We start from the raw sequence: 18,977 nt of genomic DNA, 5'->3' as shown, positions 1-18,977 counted from the left end.
CCTGCCCTCCAGTTTATACATCGCTTGGTTAATATTTTTTCCTTCGGACTAATTACGCTTTCGATATTTTCACATCTTACATGGATTGTGGTACGATATCGATGTATAGCATACTTACAATGAATGAAACAGGGTGAAATCAAAAGTGAGAGTAATATCAGGCACTGCAAAAGGTAGACCGCTTAAGGCTGTTCCCGGAACCGGAACCCGTCCAACAACCGACAAGGTTAAGGAAGCGGTCTTTAGTATGATTGGTCCTTATTTTGATGGGGGCGTCGTGCTGGATCTGTTTGCGGGAAGCGGCGGTCTCGGCATAGAATCACTCAGCAGAGGTTCGGACAAGGCTGTATTTATCGACCTGGAACCGAAGAGCATCGAAATGATTCGCGCGAATCTGAAGGCAACGGGTCTGGATAGCAAGGCTGAAGTGTTCCGAAATGAAGCAGGCCGAGCCCTGAAGCTGCTCTCCAAACGAAAATATACATTCGATCTCGTCTTTCTGGATCCCCCATATCGGATGAAGAATGTGGAAGAGTATCTATCCTGGCTTGAAGAACACAATATGGTCAATGATGACGCCATCGTTGTTGTAGAACATGATGCCGATCATGAATACGGAGAGAGAATAGGCTCCTTTGAGCAAATACGCAAATCTACATATGGGGATACGGCAATTACGATATACGAGTATTCTTCTAATATAGATGTGCAGGATGATACGAACACGAATTTAAACATGGATGACAACATTCGGGAGGATCAAGGCAATGAGTGAATCAGCACATAAGACGGAGAGAGTAGCCGTATACCCCGGGAGCTTCGACCCTGTGACATTGGGACACCTGGATATTATTACGCGAGCCTCCAAACAATTTGATCGGCTCGTGGTGGCGGTACTTAATAATAAGAGCAAGAATCCGCTGTTCACGGTGGAGGAACGTGTAGAGCTGCTGCAGTTGGTTACGGCGGACCTGCCAAATGTTGAAGTGGACAGCTTCCGTGATTTAACGGCCAATTATGTGAGGATCAAGGGTGCACAGGTCATTATGCGCGGAATTCGTTCGGTAACTGACTTTGAATATGAGCTGCAGCTGGCATCCCTTAACAAGAAGCTTAACAAGGATGCAGAAACCATCTTTATGATGACGGATCCCAAATATTCGTATCTGAGCTCCAGTGTAGTGAAGGAGATTGCAAGCTTCGAAGGGGATGTCTCCGAGCTGGTGCCTGCCGAGGTAGAGGATGCGCTCAGACGTAAAGTTATCGAGAAGAAGAATGGCGTCTAGAATGCCATTTGCCGATACACACGGAGATGACGATTAGTGATGTTAACAGTACTACATGGAAGAGGCCTAGGGTAACCGCTGCTTGAAGACCTCCGGGAGAGTATTGCGCTTGCGTTGAAGGGTTTTGTCCAATATGAAGAAAGACGGCTTTGGAATGATTCAGCCAGCTCTGGATTGGCGGCCATAGCAGCAGGACAAGCCCATAGGAAATACCAGCATGCAGTATACGACCTATTGTAAAAATACGCATGTTTATTCCGTATGGAGCAAGAAGCGCAGTTGCCTGTAAATGGGAGCTGAGTCCACCCCAGCCAATGGCGGCGGCAAGAAGTGCAAATCCGACTGCATGTGCGGTAATATCAAGGGAACGCATCGAATAAGCTCCAAGGTGAAGCTCGAAAAAAGAGGCCCAGATCCATTCAGGGAGAAAAGGCGTTACATATTTACCCAGCAGCCGGATGAACACGGAGAACATGATCATGTAGCCTCCGGTCATCATCAATACTTGAACGGCATGACTTACTGTATCTCCCAGCAGTCTGCCAAAGCTTCTGCCATCCTTTTCCTTGGCCTTCATCATCGCTTCGAGTGCAGAAACAGATTCGGGCTGTTCATGCAGCTCGGTCGTTTTTGTGGTCTTTTTCGAGTAGAGGTTGACGCGTCCGAGCAAAATACCTGCCATGATCCCGCTTATACCGTGAATGCATGCTAAAATATATCCGACAGCTGGCGCTTCATAGAATGCTGCCCCAATGACAACGAATAACGTCATGGGACTTGCAAAATGGGTGATAGAGGCTAGAATGGCCGCTTCCTTCCCCGTGATAAGCTTCTGCTGGTACAGTCTGGCTGCAGTATCTGCACCGGACGGAAAACCGCCTGTCATCCCAACAGCGAGACCAAGCCCCGTTATTCCCGGCAGACGAAAGCCTATACGCATTAAAGGCTCTAAGAGCACGCCGAGACCATGGGTGAACCCGAAGGCAGTCAGCATTTGCGACAGCATAATGAAGGGCAGGAGAGCAGGAAAGACCATCTTCCACCATATTTGAAGGCCTTGCATCGAGGCGTCAAATGCTTCACTTGGGGAAGTGACAACAGCAGCCACGACCAGTAGGGCGCTGATACCGAGAAGCATCGTTTTTATATAAGATGGAACGTTATTTTTCCTCGTTATTTCTGAATTCATTGGATCATCACCCCGATCAATAGCTTAGATGGCTGGAAAGACATCAGAAACAGCCTGTACATATGCATTTATATGTGATGAGAAGGGAAAGAAGAACAAGCAGTCAAGCAGGGAGGAGGCCAGAGATTGAGTAATATCACCCAAAAGAGTGGATTTCGTACCGCCGTATATATCTTAAGTTTGGCTATTGTTGTATATGTGCTCGTATATATGCCGACACCTTATATTGTCACTCAGCCGGGAACAGCAGAATCGGTTAAACCCATGGTATCCGTGAAGAACGGTGATGAGGAGGAAGACGGCAAGTTTCTAATGACAACCGTATCAGCCAGCTATGCGAATCTCTCGCTCTTGTTTATATCCGCATTTAATGAACATGCCCAGATCGGCAAGAAGGAAGAGCGTCTCGCGGGCAGGACCCAGGAGGAATATTCGGCAGAGCAAGTATGGTTTATGAGTGATTCACAGTCAGCTGCGATGGAGGCTGCTTATGAGCAGGCAGACATTGCGTATGATATTGTTCCAGAATATATCTTTGTGCTCGGTCTATCAAAGGATTCACTGCCAGAAGGAGATATTAAGCCTCAGGATAAAATTCTGTCGATTAATGGAGTGCCTACTCCCGACAATACGGTACTGGCGCAGCAGCTGGAGAACAAGCAGGTAGGGGATATGGTTGAGCTTCAGCTGGATCGCAAAGGAGAGACCATTACAAGTGAATTGAAGCTCGTCCCTATCAAGGACAGTGAAACAGGTAAGACAAGGCCTGGACTCGGTGTAATGATTGGTACTCTTCAAACCGTTCAGCCCAAGGATTCTGCACATCAAATTACTTTTACCAATACAGAAATCGGCGGACCGTCAGCAGGCCTAATGTTTACGCTGGAAATATACAATCAGCTGACACCTGGAGATTTGACCAAAGGCCATATTATTGCAGGTACAGGGACCATCAATAAAGAAGGAACCGTCGGACCGATCGGCGGGGTCGTACACAAGATCGTTGCCGCAGATCGCGAGGATGCCGAGATCTTCTTCGTACCAGAGGCGAATTATGAGGAAGCGAAGAAGAAGGCGGAATCCATCAAGACGGACATGCTGCTCGTCCCTGTGGAAACGGCCGAGGATGCACTGGATTACATTGAGAAGCTTAATGTTAAAACCGAGGTGTAGTTGTATTATTGGCATTTAATAAATGGAAGCAATGTATAGCATAGGAGCCTGTGAATGAGAATGATCATGCACAGGCTCCTATGCTTATATGCAGCAGTGTTCAATTCTGAAATAGAGTCTTGGCTCTAAGTACATTAGACTCGCACAGGGGACTGATAATAATCTCTGTATATGAATTGGCTGTCAGCCGCTCCCATGCCAAGACCATATAGAGCGGTCGCCTGAATGTCTCGGGTCAGCTGAGGGTGGCTGAAGGCTGAAGGCTTGATGACAACCGGTAAGGTTGCTTTTTTCTTCATTTCTTTTAGCAACTCCTGTCCTCTGTTGTTAAAGCCAAGAACCCGGATATAATGAGGTCCCTCGGCCAGCACAGAGGGCGATAATTCATCCTTTTTATGGTGCAGCAAAATATGAATCAGCATGCGCTGGAGCTTGGTGCGTGTATATCGTTTTGTTTTTAACGCTTCAAGGAGTGAGTCGACGGACAGCTCCGTGAGCTTGGGGAGCTGGTTTAGTATGCGGTGCTCGAGTCCTTCGGTTACCTCGGCATATTGGGCCAGCTCTGCTGCGCTAGAGGTCACCAGCTGGGCAAGCAAGGCATCCTTGAAGCGCTCCAGGTGAACCGGAGCGCGTCCTTCCTGCCATTCGCGCTGCAGAATGGCAAGCGTTGCAGCCGGCACGTAAGGGGCCGCTGCTTCGGGTCCTGCGCCGAGGAGCAGCCGGCGCACGGCCGTGGCACTGGCGATGCTGCCGGGTCCCGGCATCGCATCGTGATAACCGGCGCCGGTACGCTGCGCCGTGAAGGGCCGGATCGCGCTGCTGAGCCGCTTCAGCGCGATCATATAATGCAGCCCAAGTGTATTGTTGGGCTGCTTGAGCAGTGCCAGGGCCCCCGCAGCGTCACCGCCGGGGGCCAGCTCCGCCGCAGCCGCTGCGTAGGCTGCGGGGTAGCTTGCGCCTTGCTGCAGCTGCCGCTGGATAGCCTCCGACAGCGCCTTCGGCTCGCTGGCGAGGAGGTCTGCCATGGCAGCAAGCGGCGCAAGCTCTCCAGATTCGCTGCCGAAGCACAGCGAATCGACAACTCCTGTATGGTGCAGGGTTGCCACGGCACCATGGGCAAACCACTCTGCCGGTCCTACCGCATAGGAGACCGGCAGCTCAAGCACAAGATCGACGCCCATGGCGAGCGCCATCTCGGCCCGGGCCCATTTGCTCAGCATTGCAGGCTCGCCCCGCTGCAGAAAGTGGCCGCTCATGACGGCGACGCTTGTATCGGCTTCGGTTATTTTTTTGGAAGCTTCCAGATGGTATACATGTCCGTTATGCATCGGATTATATTCTACGATCAGGCCCACGGTTCTACTCATAATATATTTCACACTCCCTGTTGCATTCGGTAAGGCTTATCTGATAGGTTTATAGAGTCTATTATATCCAAGTTGCAGCAGGTATGATGAATGAATTGCATAATGGGTGACGGGTGCGGTGCATTTAGCCTGGATAAATGGATATACAGGTGTAAAGTTTAAAGTGTTGACAAACCTCTTTCAAAATCGGTATAATGATTTTTGTTTGTTAGACTGTTTTTCAACATAACTAGCGCTGTATTTGAAGCATACTACAAATGTTGTTAAAATGGTTTATCGTCTGGAGTGATCAACGTGGAAATGTCATTTCGCAAGATGGCCTCGGCTGCTGGACCGATGAAGTTTACAGAGTCGCTGGATATCAGCCATCTAATTCGAAACAACAAGGAAATCACAGCCGTATCCCCGATGCAGGTGGAACTCACATTTACTGCATTGCCGGAAGGCGTGGTAGATGTTCAAGGAACGTTATCAGCCGAAGCAGATATGCTCTGCTCTCGTTGTCTAGGAAATGTCCATGAGCATTTAAATATGAAATTCGCCGAGCAGTTCAAGCAAGGAACCGAGCCGGAGGAAGTTGAAGAAGAGGATGATACCTTGTACGTGGAAGAGGATACAGTGAATTTGGTTCCTTTCCTGGAAGAATATTTCCTGCTTCATCTTCCGTTTGCCCCGCTGTGCAAGTCGGATTGCAAAGGGCTGTGCCCGAGCTGTGGAACCGACTTGAACACGAGCAGCTGCGATTGTGACAATACGCCAATCGATCCGCGGCTTGCAGGGCTTAAGGATTTCTTTAAATAAGAACAAGATTATTTCTTTTTCTTAAGGTTTGACTTTGATAAGGAGGTGGGAATTGTGGCAGTACCTCAACGGAGAACATCCAAAACTCGTCGTGACAAACGTCGTACTCACTTTAAATTGGCTGTGCCAGGCATGGTGAAATGTGAACAATGCGGAGAATTGAAGCTTGCTCATCACGTATGCAAAGTGTGCGGAACGTACAAATCTAGAGAGATCATCTCTCAATAATATTTTTGTTCAAAAGTAGCGCTTCATCTATAGCGGATGAAGTGCTATTTTTTTGCGAAAAAGTGACCGCCCCTTTCTTTTTGGTGCTACATGTTTTATACTAAGCATTAGTACCTGGTTCTAACCAGTGTGCCTTTTTAATTATTTTCAAATTGATTTTTAATCAGTAAAAGTTTGCGTACATACGAACAGTGATGGTTGATGAACAATTCGGTTGCTTAATTACGACCTAAGGACGTTATATTAAGCATTGTTCACTGCCAGAGGATAAAGAGCTGTACGCTGGTGTCATATAGATGACTAATATAGAGTTAACGGGTCTTTTTGAAGTCACATAAGCAGGGGGTGCTTGATCATAGAACGAATACCTAAGCGACAAAGACAGCAGCAGCTAACTCAGATGATTGAGGATAACCCTTTTATCACAGATCAAGAGCTGACAAGATTACTTAAGGTGAGCATTCAGACGATTCGACTGGATCGGATGGAGCTTGGCATACCTGAACTTCGTGAGCGGATGAAGCTGATGGCTGAGAGATCGTATGATCAAGTGCGCTCATTGCCTTTGCATGAAATTATCGGGGATATAGTAGACCTTCAGCTGGATAAGAGCGGGATTTCTATTTTTGAAATTAGAGAAGAGCATGTATTTTCAAGAACAGGAATAGCTCGTGGCCATTATGTTTTTGCACAAGCGAACTCACTTGCTGTTGCTGTTATTAACGATGAGATTGCGCTGACCGCTTCTGCGGACATCCGGTTTGTAAGACCGGTGCATCTGGGGGAAAAATGTATTGCGAAGGCATATGTGCGCTCCACTCCTGAGCAGAAGGGCAAGGCCAAGGTAGAAGTGTTTGCTTATGTCGGAGAGGAAATGGTGTTTCAAGGAAACTTCGTCATTTACCGATCCGCCGGGCAAGATAGTGACGAGGGGGGAGTTCATCATGAAGATCGTCATTGATGCGATGGGAGGCGATCATGCACCGGAGGCAACCGTCCAAGGTGCAGTGCTTGCTGCAAAGGAATGGAACGATACGGAGATCGTACTGGTCGGCGATGAAGCGAAGATCAACCCGTTGCTGGGCGCAGATCGCCCATCAGGTATTACTGTAATACATGCTTCAGAGGTTATCGGCTCAGATGATGAGCCCGTGAAGGCGGTTCGGCGGAAGAAGGACGCATCTATGGTTGTTGCCGGGCGTATGCTTCGAGAAGGACAGGCAGATGCAATGATCTCTGCAGGCAATACGGGCGCGCTGATGACGACAGGGCTTCTTGTCGTCGGCAGAATGGAGGGCATCGAGCGCCCGGCACTGGCCCCGATGATTCCTACGATCGACGATCGCGGAATGCTCGCTCTGGATCTTGGCGCGAACATGGATGCCAAGCCTGAGCATTTGGCCCAGTATGCACTTATGGGCAGCTTGTATCGGCAGAAGGTGCATGGAATTGATCAGCCTAGAGTAGGACTCCTCAATGTAGGTACCGAAGAAGGCAAAGGAAATGAGCTCACCAAGCATACGTTTCCGCTGCTGAAGGAGCTGCCTATACATTTTGTTGGTAATGTAGAATCAAGAGAGGTGCTGATGGGCGGATGTGATGTACTGGTATGTGACGGCTTTGCCGGCAATATCATGCTGAAGACGCTTGAAGGCACGGCTGCGGGCATTTTTTCTTTGCTTAAGGAGCAGTTCTCCTCATCGCTTAAGAGCAAGCTGGCAGCTGCAATGCTGATGCCAGAGCTGCGGGCGCTCAAGGGCAAGCTTGATTACAAGGAGCATGGAGGTGCGCCTCTGCTTGGTCTTAGTCGTCTAGTCGTGAAGAGCCACGGCTCTGCCGATGCGAATGCAATTAAGAATGCGGTGCGTCAGGCAAGACTGGCCATTTCCAACCAGTTGGTCGAAAGTATATCTAAGGAAATAAGCGGGAGAGTTGAGTGACATGATGAATACACAATTGCGTCCAGTCGGTGTCATTGGTACAGGCAAATACGTACCGGAAAAGATTCTGACGAATCATGATATGGAAAAAATGATGGATACCAATGACGAGTGGATTGTCTCCCGTACGGGAATTCGCGAGCGTCATATAGCGGCCCCTGATGAAGCGACTTCGGATCTTGCATATGAAGCGGCCAAAGCAGCAGCTGCCTCTGCAGGCATTTCGCCGAGTGATATTGAGCTGATCATTGTTGCAACTATAACTCCGGATAGTGCATTTCCTTCAACGGCTTGCATTTTGCAGGATAAGCTGGGAGCGAAGGGTGCTGCTGCGTTCGATTTGTCTGCAGCCTGCTCCGGCTTTGTATATGGCCTGGCTACGGCAACGAGCTTTATACAATCAGGGATGTATAACAATGCACTTGTTATTGGTGTAGACTGCCTGTCTCGCATTACAGATTATTCAGATCGTAATACGGCTGTTCTGTTTGGAGACGGAGCAGGTGCCGTCATCTTAGGAGAGGTGCCTGAAGGCCGTGGCTTCAAATCTTTCGATCTAGGTGCTGAAGGTGCCGGCGGACCACTGCTTAATATCCAAGCAGGTGGCTCCAGACTGCCTGCATCTGAGACTACGCTGGCTAACAAGCAGCACTACATTTATATGAACGGTAGAGAAGTATTCAAATTTGCCGTACGCGTAATGGGAACAGCAACGATTGATGTGCTGGACAAGGCAGGTCTAACAAAAGAAGACGTCGACTTGTTCATTCCGCATCAAGCCAATATCCGTATTATTCAGTCTGCGATGCAGCGCCTTGAGCTTCCTGAAGATAAAGTTGTCATTAACGTTGACAAATATGCGAATACTTCCGCTGCTTCCATTCCATTAGCGCTGGTTGAAGCGGCTGAAGAGGGCCGGATGAAGGCAGGAGACACCATACTAATGGTTGGATTCGGCGGCGGTCTGACTTGGGGAGCATCCGTGCTAGTGTGGTAATAGCATACTATCGGTGCATTTGATGGTGCTCACTGCAAGTTTTTTTACTCTAGATCGATAAAGGAGCAATGTATAGATGGGGAAGATCGCTTTTGTATTTCCGGGTCAGGGCTCACAGACCGTTGGGATGGCGAAAGACGTATATGAGAATGTATCGTCCTCCCGCCATGTCTTTGAGACCGCGGACGAGAAGCTTGGTTTTTCGCTGAGCTCGCTGATCTTTGATGGCCCGGATACCGAACTTAAACAAACAAAAAACACACAGCCTGCGTTATTGACAGCAAGTATTGCTCTGTATGAGGCTCTGCGTGAGAAAGGAATTACCGCTGACTATGCAGCAGGTCACAGCTTGGGTGAATACAGTGCCCTGGTCGCAGCAGGTGTAATGTCCTTCGAGGATGCGGTTGCTGTTGTTAGGGCGAGAGGGACTTTCATGGAAGAAGCTGTTCCGGGCGGACGTGGAGCTATGGCTGCTGTGCTCGGAGCTGATCGTGATCAACTGGCGCAGCTATGTGAGAAAATTTCCGCTCAAGGGAAGGACTATCTCGTAGAGTTGGCGAACCTTAATTCACCGGGACAGATTGTGGTATCCGGTCTTAAAGACGGCGTGGCACAGCTGATAGATCGTGTGAAGGAAGCTGGAGCGAAACGGGCCATTCCTCTTGAAGTCAGCGGTCCTTTTCATACCTCGCTGATGAAGGAGGCAGCTGCTAGACTTGGCGATCAGCTCTCCTCAGTAGAGCTTCGTGATGCTGGCATACCTGTGGTGGCGAATGTGACGGCTGAGCCCGTAACGGAGGGTGTAGTCATTCGTGATCTTCTAGTTCAGCAGGTATATTCTTCTGTCAAATGGGAAGATACCGTGGTATGGCTGATTGATCAGGGTGTAGACACTTTCGTGGAAATTGGCCCTGGCAGCGTACTTAGTGGACTGATCAAGAAGGTAAGCAGAACCGTTACAGTATACAACGTAAACAGCTTGGATAGTTTGAACGCTCTTGCTGATGAGCTGAAATAGTTACGACTACATCATTCTAAGCAGGTATATTTGGGGAAAGGAGGAACAACAAGATGACGACTACACTACAAGGTCAGGTTGCTCTTGTAACAGGTGCATCCCGCGGAATAGGGCGCAGTATCGCTCTTGCGCTGGCAGATGCAGGTGCTGACGTTGCGGTGAACTATGCGGGCAACGAAGCCGCTGCGGCCGAGGTTGTACAGCTCATAGAAGCCAAAGGGGTTAGAGCCATCGCGATTAAAGCGAATGTAGGCATTACCGCTGAAGCAGATCAATTGGTGAAAGAAACCATGGACCAGCTGGGCAGAATTGATATTCTGGTGAATAATGCAGGTATTACTAGAGATAATTTAATCATGCGTATGAAGGAAGAGGAATTCGATCAAGTGATCGAAACCAATTTGAAGGGCGTCTTTAATTGCCTCAAAGCAGTGACTCGTCCCATGATGAAACAGCGCTATGGTCGAATTATCAATATTTCATCTGTAGTGGGTGTGCTGGGTAATCCAGGTCAAGCCAACTATGTAGCTGCCAAGGCAGGAGTCATTGGTCTTACTAAATCCTCAAGCCGGGAGCTGGCTTCCCGTGGAATTACGGTGAACTGCATCGCTCCTGGATTTATTGAAACCGAGATGACACAGGGCTTGTCTTCTGAGCTCGTAGAAGGTATGTTGTCAGGAATTCCGCTCTCAAGGCTTGGACGCCCTGAAGAAGTGGCAGGAGTTGCTCTATTCCTTGCTTCCGAGTCTGCATCCTATATGACAGGTCAAACTCTGCATGTGGATGGCGGTATGTACATGTGATTTTTTCGACCGTAATTGATGCATAGTTAGAGTGTTCGTTCGCCTTCCATTTGGAGGTGATGTAGGCTCTATGGCATTTTACGATTGATTCTCGTATAATACGGAAAGGGAGGTGAACCGGATGTCCGACGTATTGGAACGCGTAAAACGTATCGTAGTAGATCGTTTAGGCGCTGACGAAGCTGAAGTAACATTGGAAGCATCATTCAAAGATGATTTGGGTGCTGACTCTCTAGATGTTGTTGAATTGGTTATGGAACTCGAAGACGAGTTTGATATGGAGATCTCTGATGAAGATGCAGAGAAAATCACGACCGTAGGTGAAGTTGTAAACTACATACAATCTCATACCTAAGTCATATAGAGGAAGCTCCGTGAGTTAAGCAGTTCTTATCTCATATGGAGCTTCCCCTCCAATTTTGCAAGCCAAAGGCATAGAGCCCTTATGAAGGCCCATTTTATAGGTGTTTGTTATCTTAACGACATGTATAGAATGGGTTTCATTACATTAAAATCTGTTAATTGCATAGCAATATGCAGTCGATATAGAGGTGAAATGGATTTGAAACAAAGAGTTGTTATTACAGGCATGGGTGTCATGACCCCGATTGGTAAGGACCTGGATACACTATGGAACAGTCTGATGGAAGGTAAATCTGGAGTATCGCTTGTCGAAGCCTTTGATGTGAGCGACTACAACTCCAAGATTGCAGCTTCAATTAAGGATTTTAATCCAGAAGATTATATGGAGCGTAAGGATGCACGCAAGATGGACCGTTTTGTTCAGTTTGCTGTTGCAGCCGGAGGTCAGGCAATTCAAGACAGTGGACTACAAATCGGCGAGAATATAGATGCTGAACGAATTGGTGTATCTGTAGGCTCGGGGATCGGGGGTCTCGGTACTTGGGAGGACCAGCACAATATCCTTTTGGAAAAAGGTCCGAAGCGGGTAAGCCCGTTCTTCATTCCGATGATGATTGCGAATATGGCATCAGGTCAGCTGTCTATCAGCTTTGGTGCAAAGGGTCCTAATACAACACAAGTCACAGCTTGTGCTACTGGCAGCCATTCCATTGGAGATTCCATGCGAATGATCCAGCGTGGAGATGCCGACGCCATGATCTGCGGCGGAGCAGAAGCTACCATTCGTCCAACAGGTATGGCAGGATTTAATTCCATGCGTGCGATGTCAACCCGTAATGATGAGCCGGAAAAAGCAAGCCGTCCATTTGACTCGGATCGCGATGGCTTTGTCATGGGAGAAGGCGCTGGAATTCTGATTCTTGAATCCCTAGAGCATGCGCTTGCACGAGGTGCTCGTATTTACGGTGAGGTAGTCGGTTATGGTCTGTCTGCGGATGCGAAGCATATGACGGATCCAGATCCGGAAGGCGGCGCACGCAGCATGAAGATGGCGATCAAGGACGCTGGCATCAGCCCTGAGGATGTTGATTATATCAACGCTCATGGAACATCAACGCCGGTTGGCGACAAATCCGAAACAGAAGGCATTAAGCTTGCTCTCGGTGAACACGCCTATAAGGTGGCAGTGAGCTCTACCAAATCGATGACAGGTCATATGCTCGGAGCAGCGGGTGGTGTTGAAGCGATCATTTGTGCACTGGCACTTCAGAAGCAGAAGATTCCTCCAACCATTAATTTGGAGAATCCTGATCCGGCTTGTGATTTGGATTATGTACCGAATGTTCCGCGTGAAGCTGAACTGGAATACACGCTTTCCAATTCCTTCGGATTCGGCGGACACAATGCAACTGTAATTCTCAAAAAATATGAATCATAAGGGGTCCGATTCGATTGAATGCAGATCTGAAACAATTAGAGCGCAAACTTCAAATCGAGTTTAACAATCGCAAATTGTTAAAGCAGGCCTTTACTCATGCTTCATATGTGAATGAGCACAGATTCAGTCAAAGCCAGGATAATGAACGACTCGAGTTCCTCGGGGACGCTGTACTTGAGCTGACGGTATCAGAGTATCTATACAATGAACATCCTAATCGTCCGGAAGGAGAACTCACGAAGATGAGGGCAGCACTTGTACGCGAGCCCTCGCTCGTGAAATTTGCTGAGGCTCTGGAATTCGGCAAATATGTACTTCTGGGCAAAGGGGAAGAACTGACAGGGGGCAGGAATCGTCCTGCTCTCCTGGCAGATGTCTTCGAATCATTTATCGGTGCTCTTTATTTGGACCAAGGCCTTGCTGCAGTGAAGAAATTTTTGGACAAGCACATTTTTGCCGGCCTTATTGTGGAAGGTGAACTCGTGCTTACCGATTTCAAGACTGAATTACAGGAATTGACTCAGCATCATAATATGGGTGTGCTCGAATATCGAATTGTTGAGGAAAAAGGCCCTGCTCACGAGAGGGAGTTTGTCTCCGAAGTTTATATGGGCAGTCAGAGATTAGGCCGTGGTAACGGACGCTCGAAAAAGGAAGCTGAGCAGAAGGCGGCACAAATTGCATTAAGTACACTGAAGCTGCCTTAGGAATTGATCGGCAGACCGTTTTAGCGGATTCTTAAGGTATAAGAAAATCTAACGGAGCAGTGAGATCTTCTTATATCTTAAGAACAAGAAATCAGCCGTTTAATTTGGCGGCCTGTCTTTTCTTACAAACGAAGAGCAAAGAGCAGCCCGCTTTAGTTGTCAGGCTAATGATGAATGGGAAGGACTGCTTTTTGCTCTTCTTTTTGTTGCTTGAGGATGGTGGATTCATTCCGAATGAAGATATGTTATGCTCGTAAGATGTAGAAGAAATGGACTTCAAGAGACGTTTCCCCTACAATAATAACGGATGTACATACCCGTGTAGGACCGTGGCAAGAAGCTTGGAGGTGTCGAAGACAAGATGTATTTAAAACGTATAGAGCTGTCAGGCTTTAAATCGTTTGCCGATCGAACAGAAATGGAATTCGTTCGCGGCATAACCTCTGTTGTAGGCCCCAACGGGAGTGGGAAGAGTAATATTTCCGACGGCATCCGTTGGGTTCTTGGAGAACAGAGTGCAAAGTCACTGCGCGGCGGCAAGATGGAGGACATTATTTTTGCCGGCAGTGATACTCGTAAGCCAGTAAATTTTGCCGAGGTGTCACTGACCTTGGATAATGAAGATCATGCCTTATCTCTGGATTTTGGTGAAGTCACGGTAACACGCCGTGTTCATCGCAGCGGAGATAGTGAATATTTTATTAACAAACAGTCCTGCCGGCTCAAGGATATAACGGAGCTGTTTATGGATACCGGAATTGGTAAAGAGGCTTATTCAATTATCGGACAAGGGCGGATTGAGGAGATTTTAAGTACGCGCTCCGAGGATCGCAGAGGTATCTTTGAAGAGGCTTCCGGTATTGTTAAATATAAATCACGTAAGAAAGATGCGGTGCGGAAGCTGGATGATACGGAGCAAAATTTGCTGCGGATACATGATCTGGTTACGGAACTGGAGGATCAGATTGGACCGCTCAAGGAGCAGTCTGAGAAGGCGAAGCATTATAAAGAGCTCAGAGCAGAATTGAAGCAGCAGGAGCTGTCTTTATACGTGTACCAGATTGAGCAGATTCATACGGCCTGGAGCGAGGCGACGGAGAAGCTGCAAGAGCTTAAGGAACAGCAGCTGGAATTATCTACGATCGTATCTAGACATGATGCCATACTAGAACAGGATCGGACAGAGCTTCGTCAGGTAGAAGAGGCCGTGGAGCGCCTTCAAGGTGAGCTGCTGCACTACAGTGAAGCTACCGAGAAGAGTGAAGGGTACCGTGAGCTGCTCAAGGAACGGCTGAAGAATCTCGAAGCGAACCGGGAGCAGCTGCTCAATTCCTTGAACGGAAGTGAGGAGCGTTATGCGGAGCGTGAGGCTGAGCTGGACGGCCTTAAGAGCAAGCTGGCTGGACTACAGCAGGAGCTTGATGAGCTGCGTGAACAGCTGTCTGCCGAAGAGGCGAAGCTGGTTGGCGTAACTGGAGGAATCAGTCAGGAGCAGGAGGAGAGCCTCAAAGGTAATCTCTTGGAGCTGATGAACCAAATGGCTCAGGCACGGAATGAGATTCGATATGCCGATCAGCAGAAGGAAGCGATCGAGCGGAGACTGAACCGTGCTGGTGAAGAGTCCGACAAGTGGGAGCTTCAGAAGACAGATCTTCTTAAACGCAAGGGAGAGCTGACTCAGCAGATTGAGAAGATGGGTGCGGAGATCAGCTCATTGCGCAATGGATATATTACGGAAAGTGAACGGCTTCAATCGCTGCAGAAGCTCTTATCCGAGAGTCAGAGCACGGTACGGAAGTGGGAGCAGAAGCGTGAGGCACAAGTTTCAAGACGCGATACAATGAAGGAAATGCAGGATGACTTTGACGGGTTTAACACGGGTGTCAAGGAAGTTCTCAAGGCATCCAGAAAGAATGTGCTTCATGGTGTCCATGGTGCGGTTGCAGAACTGATCAAAGTACCTGAGCGAGTAGAGATGGCTGTTGAAACCGCGCTTGGAGCATCGCTCCAGCATGTGGTCATGGAGAATGAAGCTGTCTCCCGCCAGGCGATCTCCTTCCTGAAGCAGCGTCAGCTTGGCAGAGCGACTTTCCTGCCGCTGGACGTAATCAGGCCACGTGCAATTGGTGCTTCAGATCGAAGCATGATCTCTGAATTGCAGGGGTTTGTCGGCATAGGTGCCGAGCTTGTGCAGTTTGATTCCAAATATGAAGCAATTGTGGGAAGCTTGCTTGGTAACGTAATTATTTCGGAGAATCTGGAAGATGCGAACCGAATTGCGGCACGCTGTCAGTATCGTTATCGTGTTGTTACACTTGAGGGTGATGTGGTCAATGCAGGCGGCTCCATGACCGGGGGCAGCCAGTACCGTAAGAATTCAAGTCTCTTGTCCCGTAAACGCCAGCTCGATCAGCTGGATCACGATATTATGGAGACCGAGAATCAGATCACGAAGCTGCATCGAAGTCTGGAAGAAGTGAAGGCTCAGATGGAGCAGTGTCAGATCAGTCTGGACACGCTTCGTCAGGATGGCGATGAGAAACGGGCAGAAGAGCAGCAGGCCTCACTGTCGCTCAAACAGCTTGAACATGAGCTGGCGCATGTGCTTACCCAGGTTGAAGCTGCAGGTGCGGAGAAATCAGGCTTCAAGGATGAAATTAAAGCACTTGAAGATACCCGTGCAGCTGCTGAGCAGTCGCTGGTGAAGCTGGAGGAAGAGGAGAAGGCGACACATCAAGCGATTCACGCTGCCGAATTTGCGCGCAAAGCCAATGAATCTGCCAAGGAGGAGCTCCAGAACTCGTTGACGATATTGAAGGTTCGTGAGGGCAAGCTGGATCAGGAGCGCTTCTCTGTAGAAGAGCAGGTTCGCAGAATGGAACGCGAATACGAGAATTCGGACAAGGAAAGATACCGGAATCGTACGATGCTGGCCTCTGTGGAAGCAGACCTCAAGACGAATGCAGAGGAGAGCGTGAAGCAGACGGAGGACCTGAACCGCTATCGCCTCAAGAAGGAGGAAGCTTCCAAAGAGCTGGATTTCAAGCGTGCAGCTAGAGCACAGCTTACGAAGAAGCTTGAGCTTGAAGAGAATGAAACCAAAGAGCAGCGGATCAGTCTGAAGGCCTGTGAAGACGAGCTTCGTCAGACGGAGATCAGTGTCAATCGTCTGGATGTGGAGCTTGAAAATATTTTGAAAAAGCTGAATGACGAATACGAGCTGTCTTATGAGCTTGCGAAGCAGCACTACTCCATTCCGGAAGATATTGAAGGCAGCAAGGCGGAAGTGCAGAAGCTGAAACGAAGCATTTCTGCGCTGGGAGAAGTGAATCTTGGTGCGATTGAGGAATATGAACGTGTTAATGAACGTTATCTCTTCCTCAGTGAGCAAAAGGATGATCTGGTTGAAGCCAAGACGACACTTTATCAGGTCATTAAGGAAATGGAAGATGAAATGTCTAAACGCTTCAAGACGACATTTGATGCAATTAAGCGTGAATTTGGCACGGTGTTCTCGAAGCTGTTTGGCGGAGGTAGAGCAGATCTGATTCTGAATGAACCGGACAAGCTGCTTACGACAGGAATTGAGATTGTCGCACAGCCGCCGGGCAAGAAGCTCCAGAACCTGCAGCTTCTCTCTGGTGGCGAACGAGCCTTGACCGCCATGGCATTGCTGTTTGCGATTCTCCATGTTCGCCCGGTGCCATTCTGTGTTCTGGATGAAGTCGAAGCAGCGCTGGATGAAGCTAACGTCGTTCGTTTCGCTCAGTACTTGCGTGAATTCTCGGAGCAGACCCAGTTTATCGTTGTAACGCATCGCAAAGGAACGATGGAGGAAGCGGATGTGCTGTATGGTGTTACCATGGAAGAGGGCGGCGTATCGAAGCTGGTCTCGGTGAAGCTGGAGAATGAGGAAGCAGAAATCGCTTAATAAGTATTGTAATACTAAGTTGGAGGGAACCTATGAGTTTCTTTAAAAAGCTGAAAGAAAGTATATCAACAAAAACAGAATCAGTAACGAATATTTTTAAAGATGGTCTCGAGAAAACACGTAAAGGCTTCGTTGAAAAGGTGTCTGATCTCGTTATCCGCCGTAAAAAGATAGATGAGGAATTCTACGAGGAGCTTGAGGAGATCCTGATCGGTGCTGACGTAGGTGTCAACACGGTTATGGATCTGATTGATGATCTGCGTGCCGAAGTGAAGAAACGGAAGATTCAGGATGCGGCTGAGCTGCAGCCGGTGTTGTCTGAGAAATTAACGGGGCTTCTCCGTTCTGAGCAAAATAACAGTCTTAACATGAACAAGGACGGTATCACCGTAATCCTCTTTGTCGGTGTGAACGGTGTAGGCAAAACAACGACGATTGGCAAGCTGGCCCATCGCTTTAAGAATGAAGGCAAGAAGGTTCTTCTTGCTGCAGGAGATACATTTAGAGCAGGCGCCATTGAGCAGCTGGAAGTATGGGGACAGCGTGCAGGCGTTGATGTGATCAAACAGCAAGCTGGATCTGATCCGGCGGCCGTTATGTTTGATGCGGTTCAGGCTGCGAAACAGCGCGGCGCTGACGTTCTTCTCTGCGATACGGCAGGAAGACTCCAGAATAAAACCAATCTGATGGAAGAGCTCAACAAAATCTTTCGTGTCATTCAGCGTGAAATTCCAGGTGCTCCGCATGAAGTGCTTATGGTGCTTGATGCAACTACAGGACAGAATGCACTTAGTCAGGCCAAGCTGTTTGGAGAGAAGAGCGGAGTTACAGGTCTTGTATTGACTAAGCTGGACGGCACTGCTAAGGGTGGTATCGTTATCGCGATTCGCCAAGAGATGGATATTCCTGTTAAGCTTGTCGGACTCGGAGAGAAGGCAGACGATCTGCAGCCGTTTGATTCGGAGCAGTTTGTACACGCCTTGTTTGCAGGATTGATTCAGGAAGCCGAGACTGAACAAGCAGACAGTGAAGTGAAATAATGCGGCGTGAGCTGTAATCATAAGAAGAAGACCGTTTCCATTAAAGGATTCGGTCTTCTTTTTCATAGTGCTGCTATATAGCTTCTATATCGTTCTTAGCACATATCCTATACGGCGAGAACCCGCACAAGCTCAACTGAAGACAATGGGACGACAGCCACATCTCCAGGCGGCCCATAAATAATAGGTGGTATTTGCAGGACAAGCGTGGTCTCATCAATTGAGATCAGTGTTCCGTCCAGATAATCGTTAGCCGTCAGTACCTCTACCTCGCTTCCCAAGAAGCCGCGAATCATATCTCTAAAATTCATATCAAGTACCTCCTTAGACTTAGTGACATATTGAAGCTTAGAGCCGCTATTTTATTGAGCAACCGATATTTGGGAAAATGGAATGATGACGATGTCACCGCTCGTTTCGCGAATCTCAACCGCGTCCTCACCAACCGCAAGCACTGTACCAAGAACAGTAACGCTGCTGGTGCTGATGCTGATGTTTTGCCCGATTTTACTCTCCAGAAATTGCTGGAGCTGTGGATTCACGACAATTCCAGACCGGACCTCGGTTTCCAATTGTTCGATGCGGGCATTTAACATATCAACTCTTTCCATCAATAATGCCTGCTGGACTTCCAACTGCTTGATTCTTGCCCATAGACGGGAGTGAAAAAAGAAACACATCGCTGCATGACCTCCT

19 protein-coding genes are annotated in these 18,977 nt (G+C 48.4%); 15 read left to right on the top strand and 4 right to left on the bottom strand.

Translation table 11 applies throughout. The features are described from left to right. The first annotated feature begins 145 nt into the window (after positions 1-145). Together rsmD and coaD are read left to right on the top strand one after the other, a co-directional pair. Positions 146-775, top strand: a complete 630-nt coding sequence (rsmD, locus tag TCA2_RS01435) for a 16S rRNA (guanine(966)-N(2))-methyltransferase RsmD (protein WP_047909769.1) — start codon at positions 146-148, stop codon at positions 773-775. Continuing rightward, positions 768-1,286: a pantetheine-phosphate adenylyltransferase gene (gene coaD, locus TCA2_RS01430; RefSeq protein ID WP_047909768.1), complete on the top strand. Its 519-nt coding sequence runs from the start codon at positions 768-770 to the stop codon at positions 1,284-1,286. Before rsmD ends, coaD begins: the two co-directional genes overlap by 8 nt. Here coaD and TCA2_RS01425 read toward each other — a convergent pair. Further along, positions 1,261-2,475, bottom strand: a complete 1,215-nt coding sequence (locus TCA2_RS01425; RefSeq protein WP_052511652.1) for a nucleoside recognition domain-containing protein — start codon at positions 2,473-2,475, stop codon at positions 1,261-1,263. The two genes, coaD and TCA2_RS01425, sit on opposite strands and share 26 nt — an antisense overlap. 126 nt (positions 2,476-2,601) lie before the next feature. Between TCA2_RS01425 and TCA2_RS01420 the strand changes: the two genes are divergently transcribed. Then, positions 2,602-3,648, top strand: a complete 1,047-nt coding sequence (locus TCA2_RS01420) for a SepM family pheromone-processing serine protease (RefSeq protein WP_047909767.1) — start codon at positions 2,602-2,604, stop codon at positions 3,646-3,648. A gap of 134 nt (positions 3,649-3,782) precedes the next feature. Here the strand turns inward: TCA2_RS01420 and TCA2_RS01415 are convergent, their stop codons facing one another. Next, a complete protein-coding gene (locus TCA2_RS01415; RefSeq protein ID WP_047909766.1) occupies positions 3,783-5,015 on the bottom strand; it encodes a nucleotidyltransferase in 1,233 nt (410 codons plus the stop codon). Between the two features lie 300 nt (positions 5,016-5,315). Between TCA2_RS01415 and TCA2_RS01410 the strand changes: the two genes are divergently transcribed. The 12 genes from TCA2_RS01410 (at position 5,316) to ftsY (ending at position 18,281) form a co-directional block, all read left to right on the top strand. Then, the gene (locus TCA2_RS01410; protein WP_337999946.1) at positions 5,316-5,816 is read left to right on the top strand and encodes a DUF177 domain-containing protein; all 501 of its coding nucleotides are present in this window, start codon (positions 5,316-5,318) and stop codon (positions 5,814-5,816) included. Between the two features lie 54 nt (positions 5,817-5,870). Further along, positions 5,871-6,044, top strand: coding sequence for a 50S ribosomal protein L32 (rpmF, locus tag TCA2_RS26465; RefSeq protein ID WP_036645943.1), 174 nt, complete (start codon positions 5,871-5,873; stop codon positions 6,042-6,044). Positions 6,045-6,408: 364 nt separating this feature from the next. After that, positions 6,409-7,005 carry a transcription factor FapR gene (gene fapR / locus TCA2_RS01405; protein ID WP_170862471.1) on the top strand — a complete coding sequence of 199 codons (597 nt, stop codon included), beginning with the start codon at positions 6,409-6,411 and terminating at the stop codon, positions 7,003-7,005. Next, complete coding sequence (plsX, locus tag TCA2_RS01400) at positions 6,989-7,984, top strand: phosphate acyltransferase PlsX (RefSeq protein ID WP_047909763.1); 996 nt, start codon at positions 6,989-6,991, stop codon at positions 7,982-7,984. The genes fapR and plsX overlap by 17 nt, the downstream gene beginning before the upstream one ends. A gap of 1 nt (position 7,985) precedes the next feature. Then, a complete protein-coding gene (locus tag TCA2_RS01395; protein ID WP_370510304.1) occupies positions 7,986-8,981 on the top strand; it encodes a beta-ketoacyl-ACP synthase III in 996 nt (331 codons plus the stop codon). A gap of 76 nt (positions 8,982-9,057) precedes the next feature. Next, positions 9,058-9,999, top strand: a complete 942-nt coding sequence (fabD, locus tag TCA2_RS01390) for an ACP S-malonyltransferase (protein WP_047909762.1) — start codon at positions 9,058-9,060, stop codon at positions 9,997-9,999. Between the two features lie 53 nt (positions 10,000-10,052). Then, the gene (fabG, locus tag TCA2_RS01385; protein ID WP_047909761.1) at positions 10,053-10,802 is read left to right on the top strand and encodes a 3-oxoacyl-[acyl-carrier-protein] reductase; all 750 of its coding nucleotides are present in this window, start codon (positions 10,053-10,055) and stop codon (positions 10,800-10,802) included. Positions 10,803-10,923: 121 nt separating this feature from the next. Continuing rightward, complete coding sequence (gene acpP / locus TCA2_RS01380) at positions 10,924-11,157, top strand: acyl carrier protein (protein ID WP_025334828.1); 234 nt, start codon at positions 10,924-10,926, stop codon at positions 11,155-11,157. A gap of 207 nt (positions 11,158-11,364) precedes the next feature. After that, positions 11,365-12,603, top strand: a complete 1,239-nt coding sequence (fabF, locus tag TCA2_RS01375) for a beta-ketoacyl-ACP synthase II (RefSeq protein ID WP_047910204.1) — start codon at positions 11,365-11,367, stop codon at positions 12,601-12,603. A gap of 14 nt (positions 12,604-12,617) precedes the next feature. Further along, entirely contained in the window at positions 12,618-13,310 is a 693-nt protein-coding gene (gene rnc / locus TCA2_RS01370) for a ribonuclease III (RefSeq protein WP_047909760.1), read from the top strand. 361 nt (positions 13,311-13,671) lie between these two features. Further along, the gene (smc, locus tag TCA2_RS01365) at positions 13,672-17,241 is read left to right on the top strand and encodes a chromosome segregation protein SMC (RefSeq protein ID WP_047909759.1); all 3,570 of its coding nucleotides are present in this window, start codon (positions 13,672-13,674) and stop codon (positions 17,239-17,241) included. A 32-nt stretch (positions 17,242-17,273) separates the two neighbouring features. Continuing rightward, positions 17,274-18,281, top strand: coding sequence for a signal recognition particle-docking protein FtsY (gene ftsY / locus TCA2_RS01360; protein ID WP_047909758.1), 1,008 nt, complete (start codon positions 17,274-17,276; stop codon positions 18,279-18,281). Between the two features lie 107 nt (positions 18,282-18,388). On the opposite strand, the gene TCA2_RS01355 is transcribed toward ftsY, so the two are convergent. Further along, positions 18,389-18,592, bottom strand: a complete 204-nt coding sequence (locus TCA2_RS01355) for a hypothetical protein (protein WP_047909757.1) — start codon at positions 18,590-18,592, stop codon at positions 18,389-18,391. A 51-nt stretch (positions 18,593-18,643) separates the two neighbouring features. Further along, the gene (locus TCA2_RS01350) at positions 18,644-18,961 is read right to left on the bottom strand and encodes a hypothetical protein (RefSeq protein WP_047909756.1); all 318 of its coding nucleotides are present in this window, start codon (positions 18,959-18,961) and stop codon (positions 18,644-18,646) included. Positions 18,962-18,977 lie beyond the last annotated feature (16 nt).

The organism is Paenibacillus sp. TCA20 (genome assembly GCF_000732325.1).
GTDB lineage: Bacteria > Bacillota > Bacilli > Paenibacillales > Paenibacillaceae > Paenibacillus > Paenibacillus urinalis.
Note: the sequence above shows the minus strand (reverse complement) of the source record. Positions and strands in the feature narration are given on the sequence as shown.

Bases quoted from the DNA above. Each gene is read 5' to 3' on its own strand.
- fabD (WP_047909762.1), top strand. From the start codon at position 9,058: ATGGGGAAGATCGCTTTTGTATTTCCGGGTCAGGGCTCACAGACCGTT.
- ftsY (WP_047909758.1), top strand. From the start codon at position 17,274: ATGAGTTTCTTTAAAAAGCTGAAAGAAAGTATATCAACAAAAACAGAA.
- TCA2_RS01425 (WP_052511652.1), bottom strand. From the start codon at position 2,475: ATGAATTCAGAAATAACGAGGAAAAATAACGTTCCATCTTATATAAAA.
- TCA2_RS01395 (WP_370510304.1), top strand. From the start codon at position 7,986: ATGATGAATACACAATTGCGTCCAGTCGGTGTCATTGGTACAGGCAAA.
- fabG (WP_047909761.1), top strand. From the start codon at position 10,053: ATGACGACTACACTACAAGGTCAGGTTGCTCTTGTAACAGGTGCATCC.
- TCA2_RS01415 (WP_047909766.1), bottom strand. From the start codon at position 5,015: ATGAGTAGAACCGTGGGCCTGATCGTAGAATATAATCCGATGCATAAC.
- TCA2_RS01410 (WP_337999946.1), top strand. From the start codon at position 5,316: ATGTCATTTCGCAAGATGGCCTCGGCTGCTGGACCGATGAAGTTTACA.
- TCA2_RS01355 (WP_047909757.1), bottom strand. From the start codon at position 18,592: ATGAATTTTAGAGATATGATTCGCGGCTTCTTGGGAAGCGAGGTAGAG.
- TCA2_RS01350 (WP_047909756.1), bottom strand. From the start codon at position 18,961: ATGTGTTTCTTTTTTCACTCCCGTCTATGGGCAAGAATCAAGCAGTTG.
- smc (WP_047909759.1), top strand. From the start codon at position 13,672: ATGTATTTAAAACGTATAGAGCTGTCAGGCTTTAAATCGTTTGCCGAT.
- acpP (WP_025334828.1), top strand. From the start codon at position 10,924: ATGTCCGACGTATTGGAACGCGTAAAACGTATCGTAGTAGATCGTTTA.
- coaD (WP_047909768.1), top strand. From the start codon at position 768: ATGAGTGAATCAGCACATAAGACGGAGAGAGTAGCCGTATACCCCGGG.
- plsX (WP_047909763.1), top strand. From the start codon at position 6,989: ATGAAGATCGTCATTGATGCGATGGGAGGCGATCATGCACCGGAGGCA.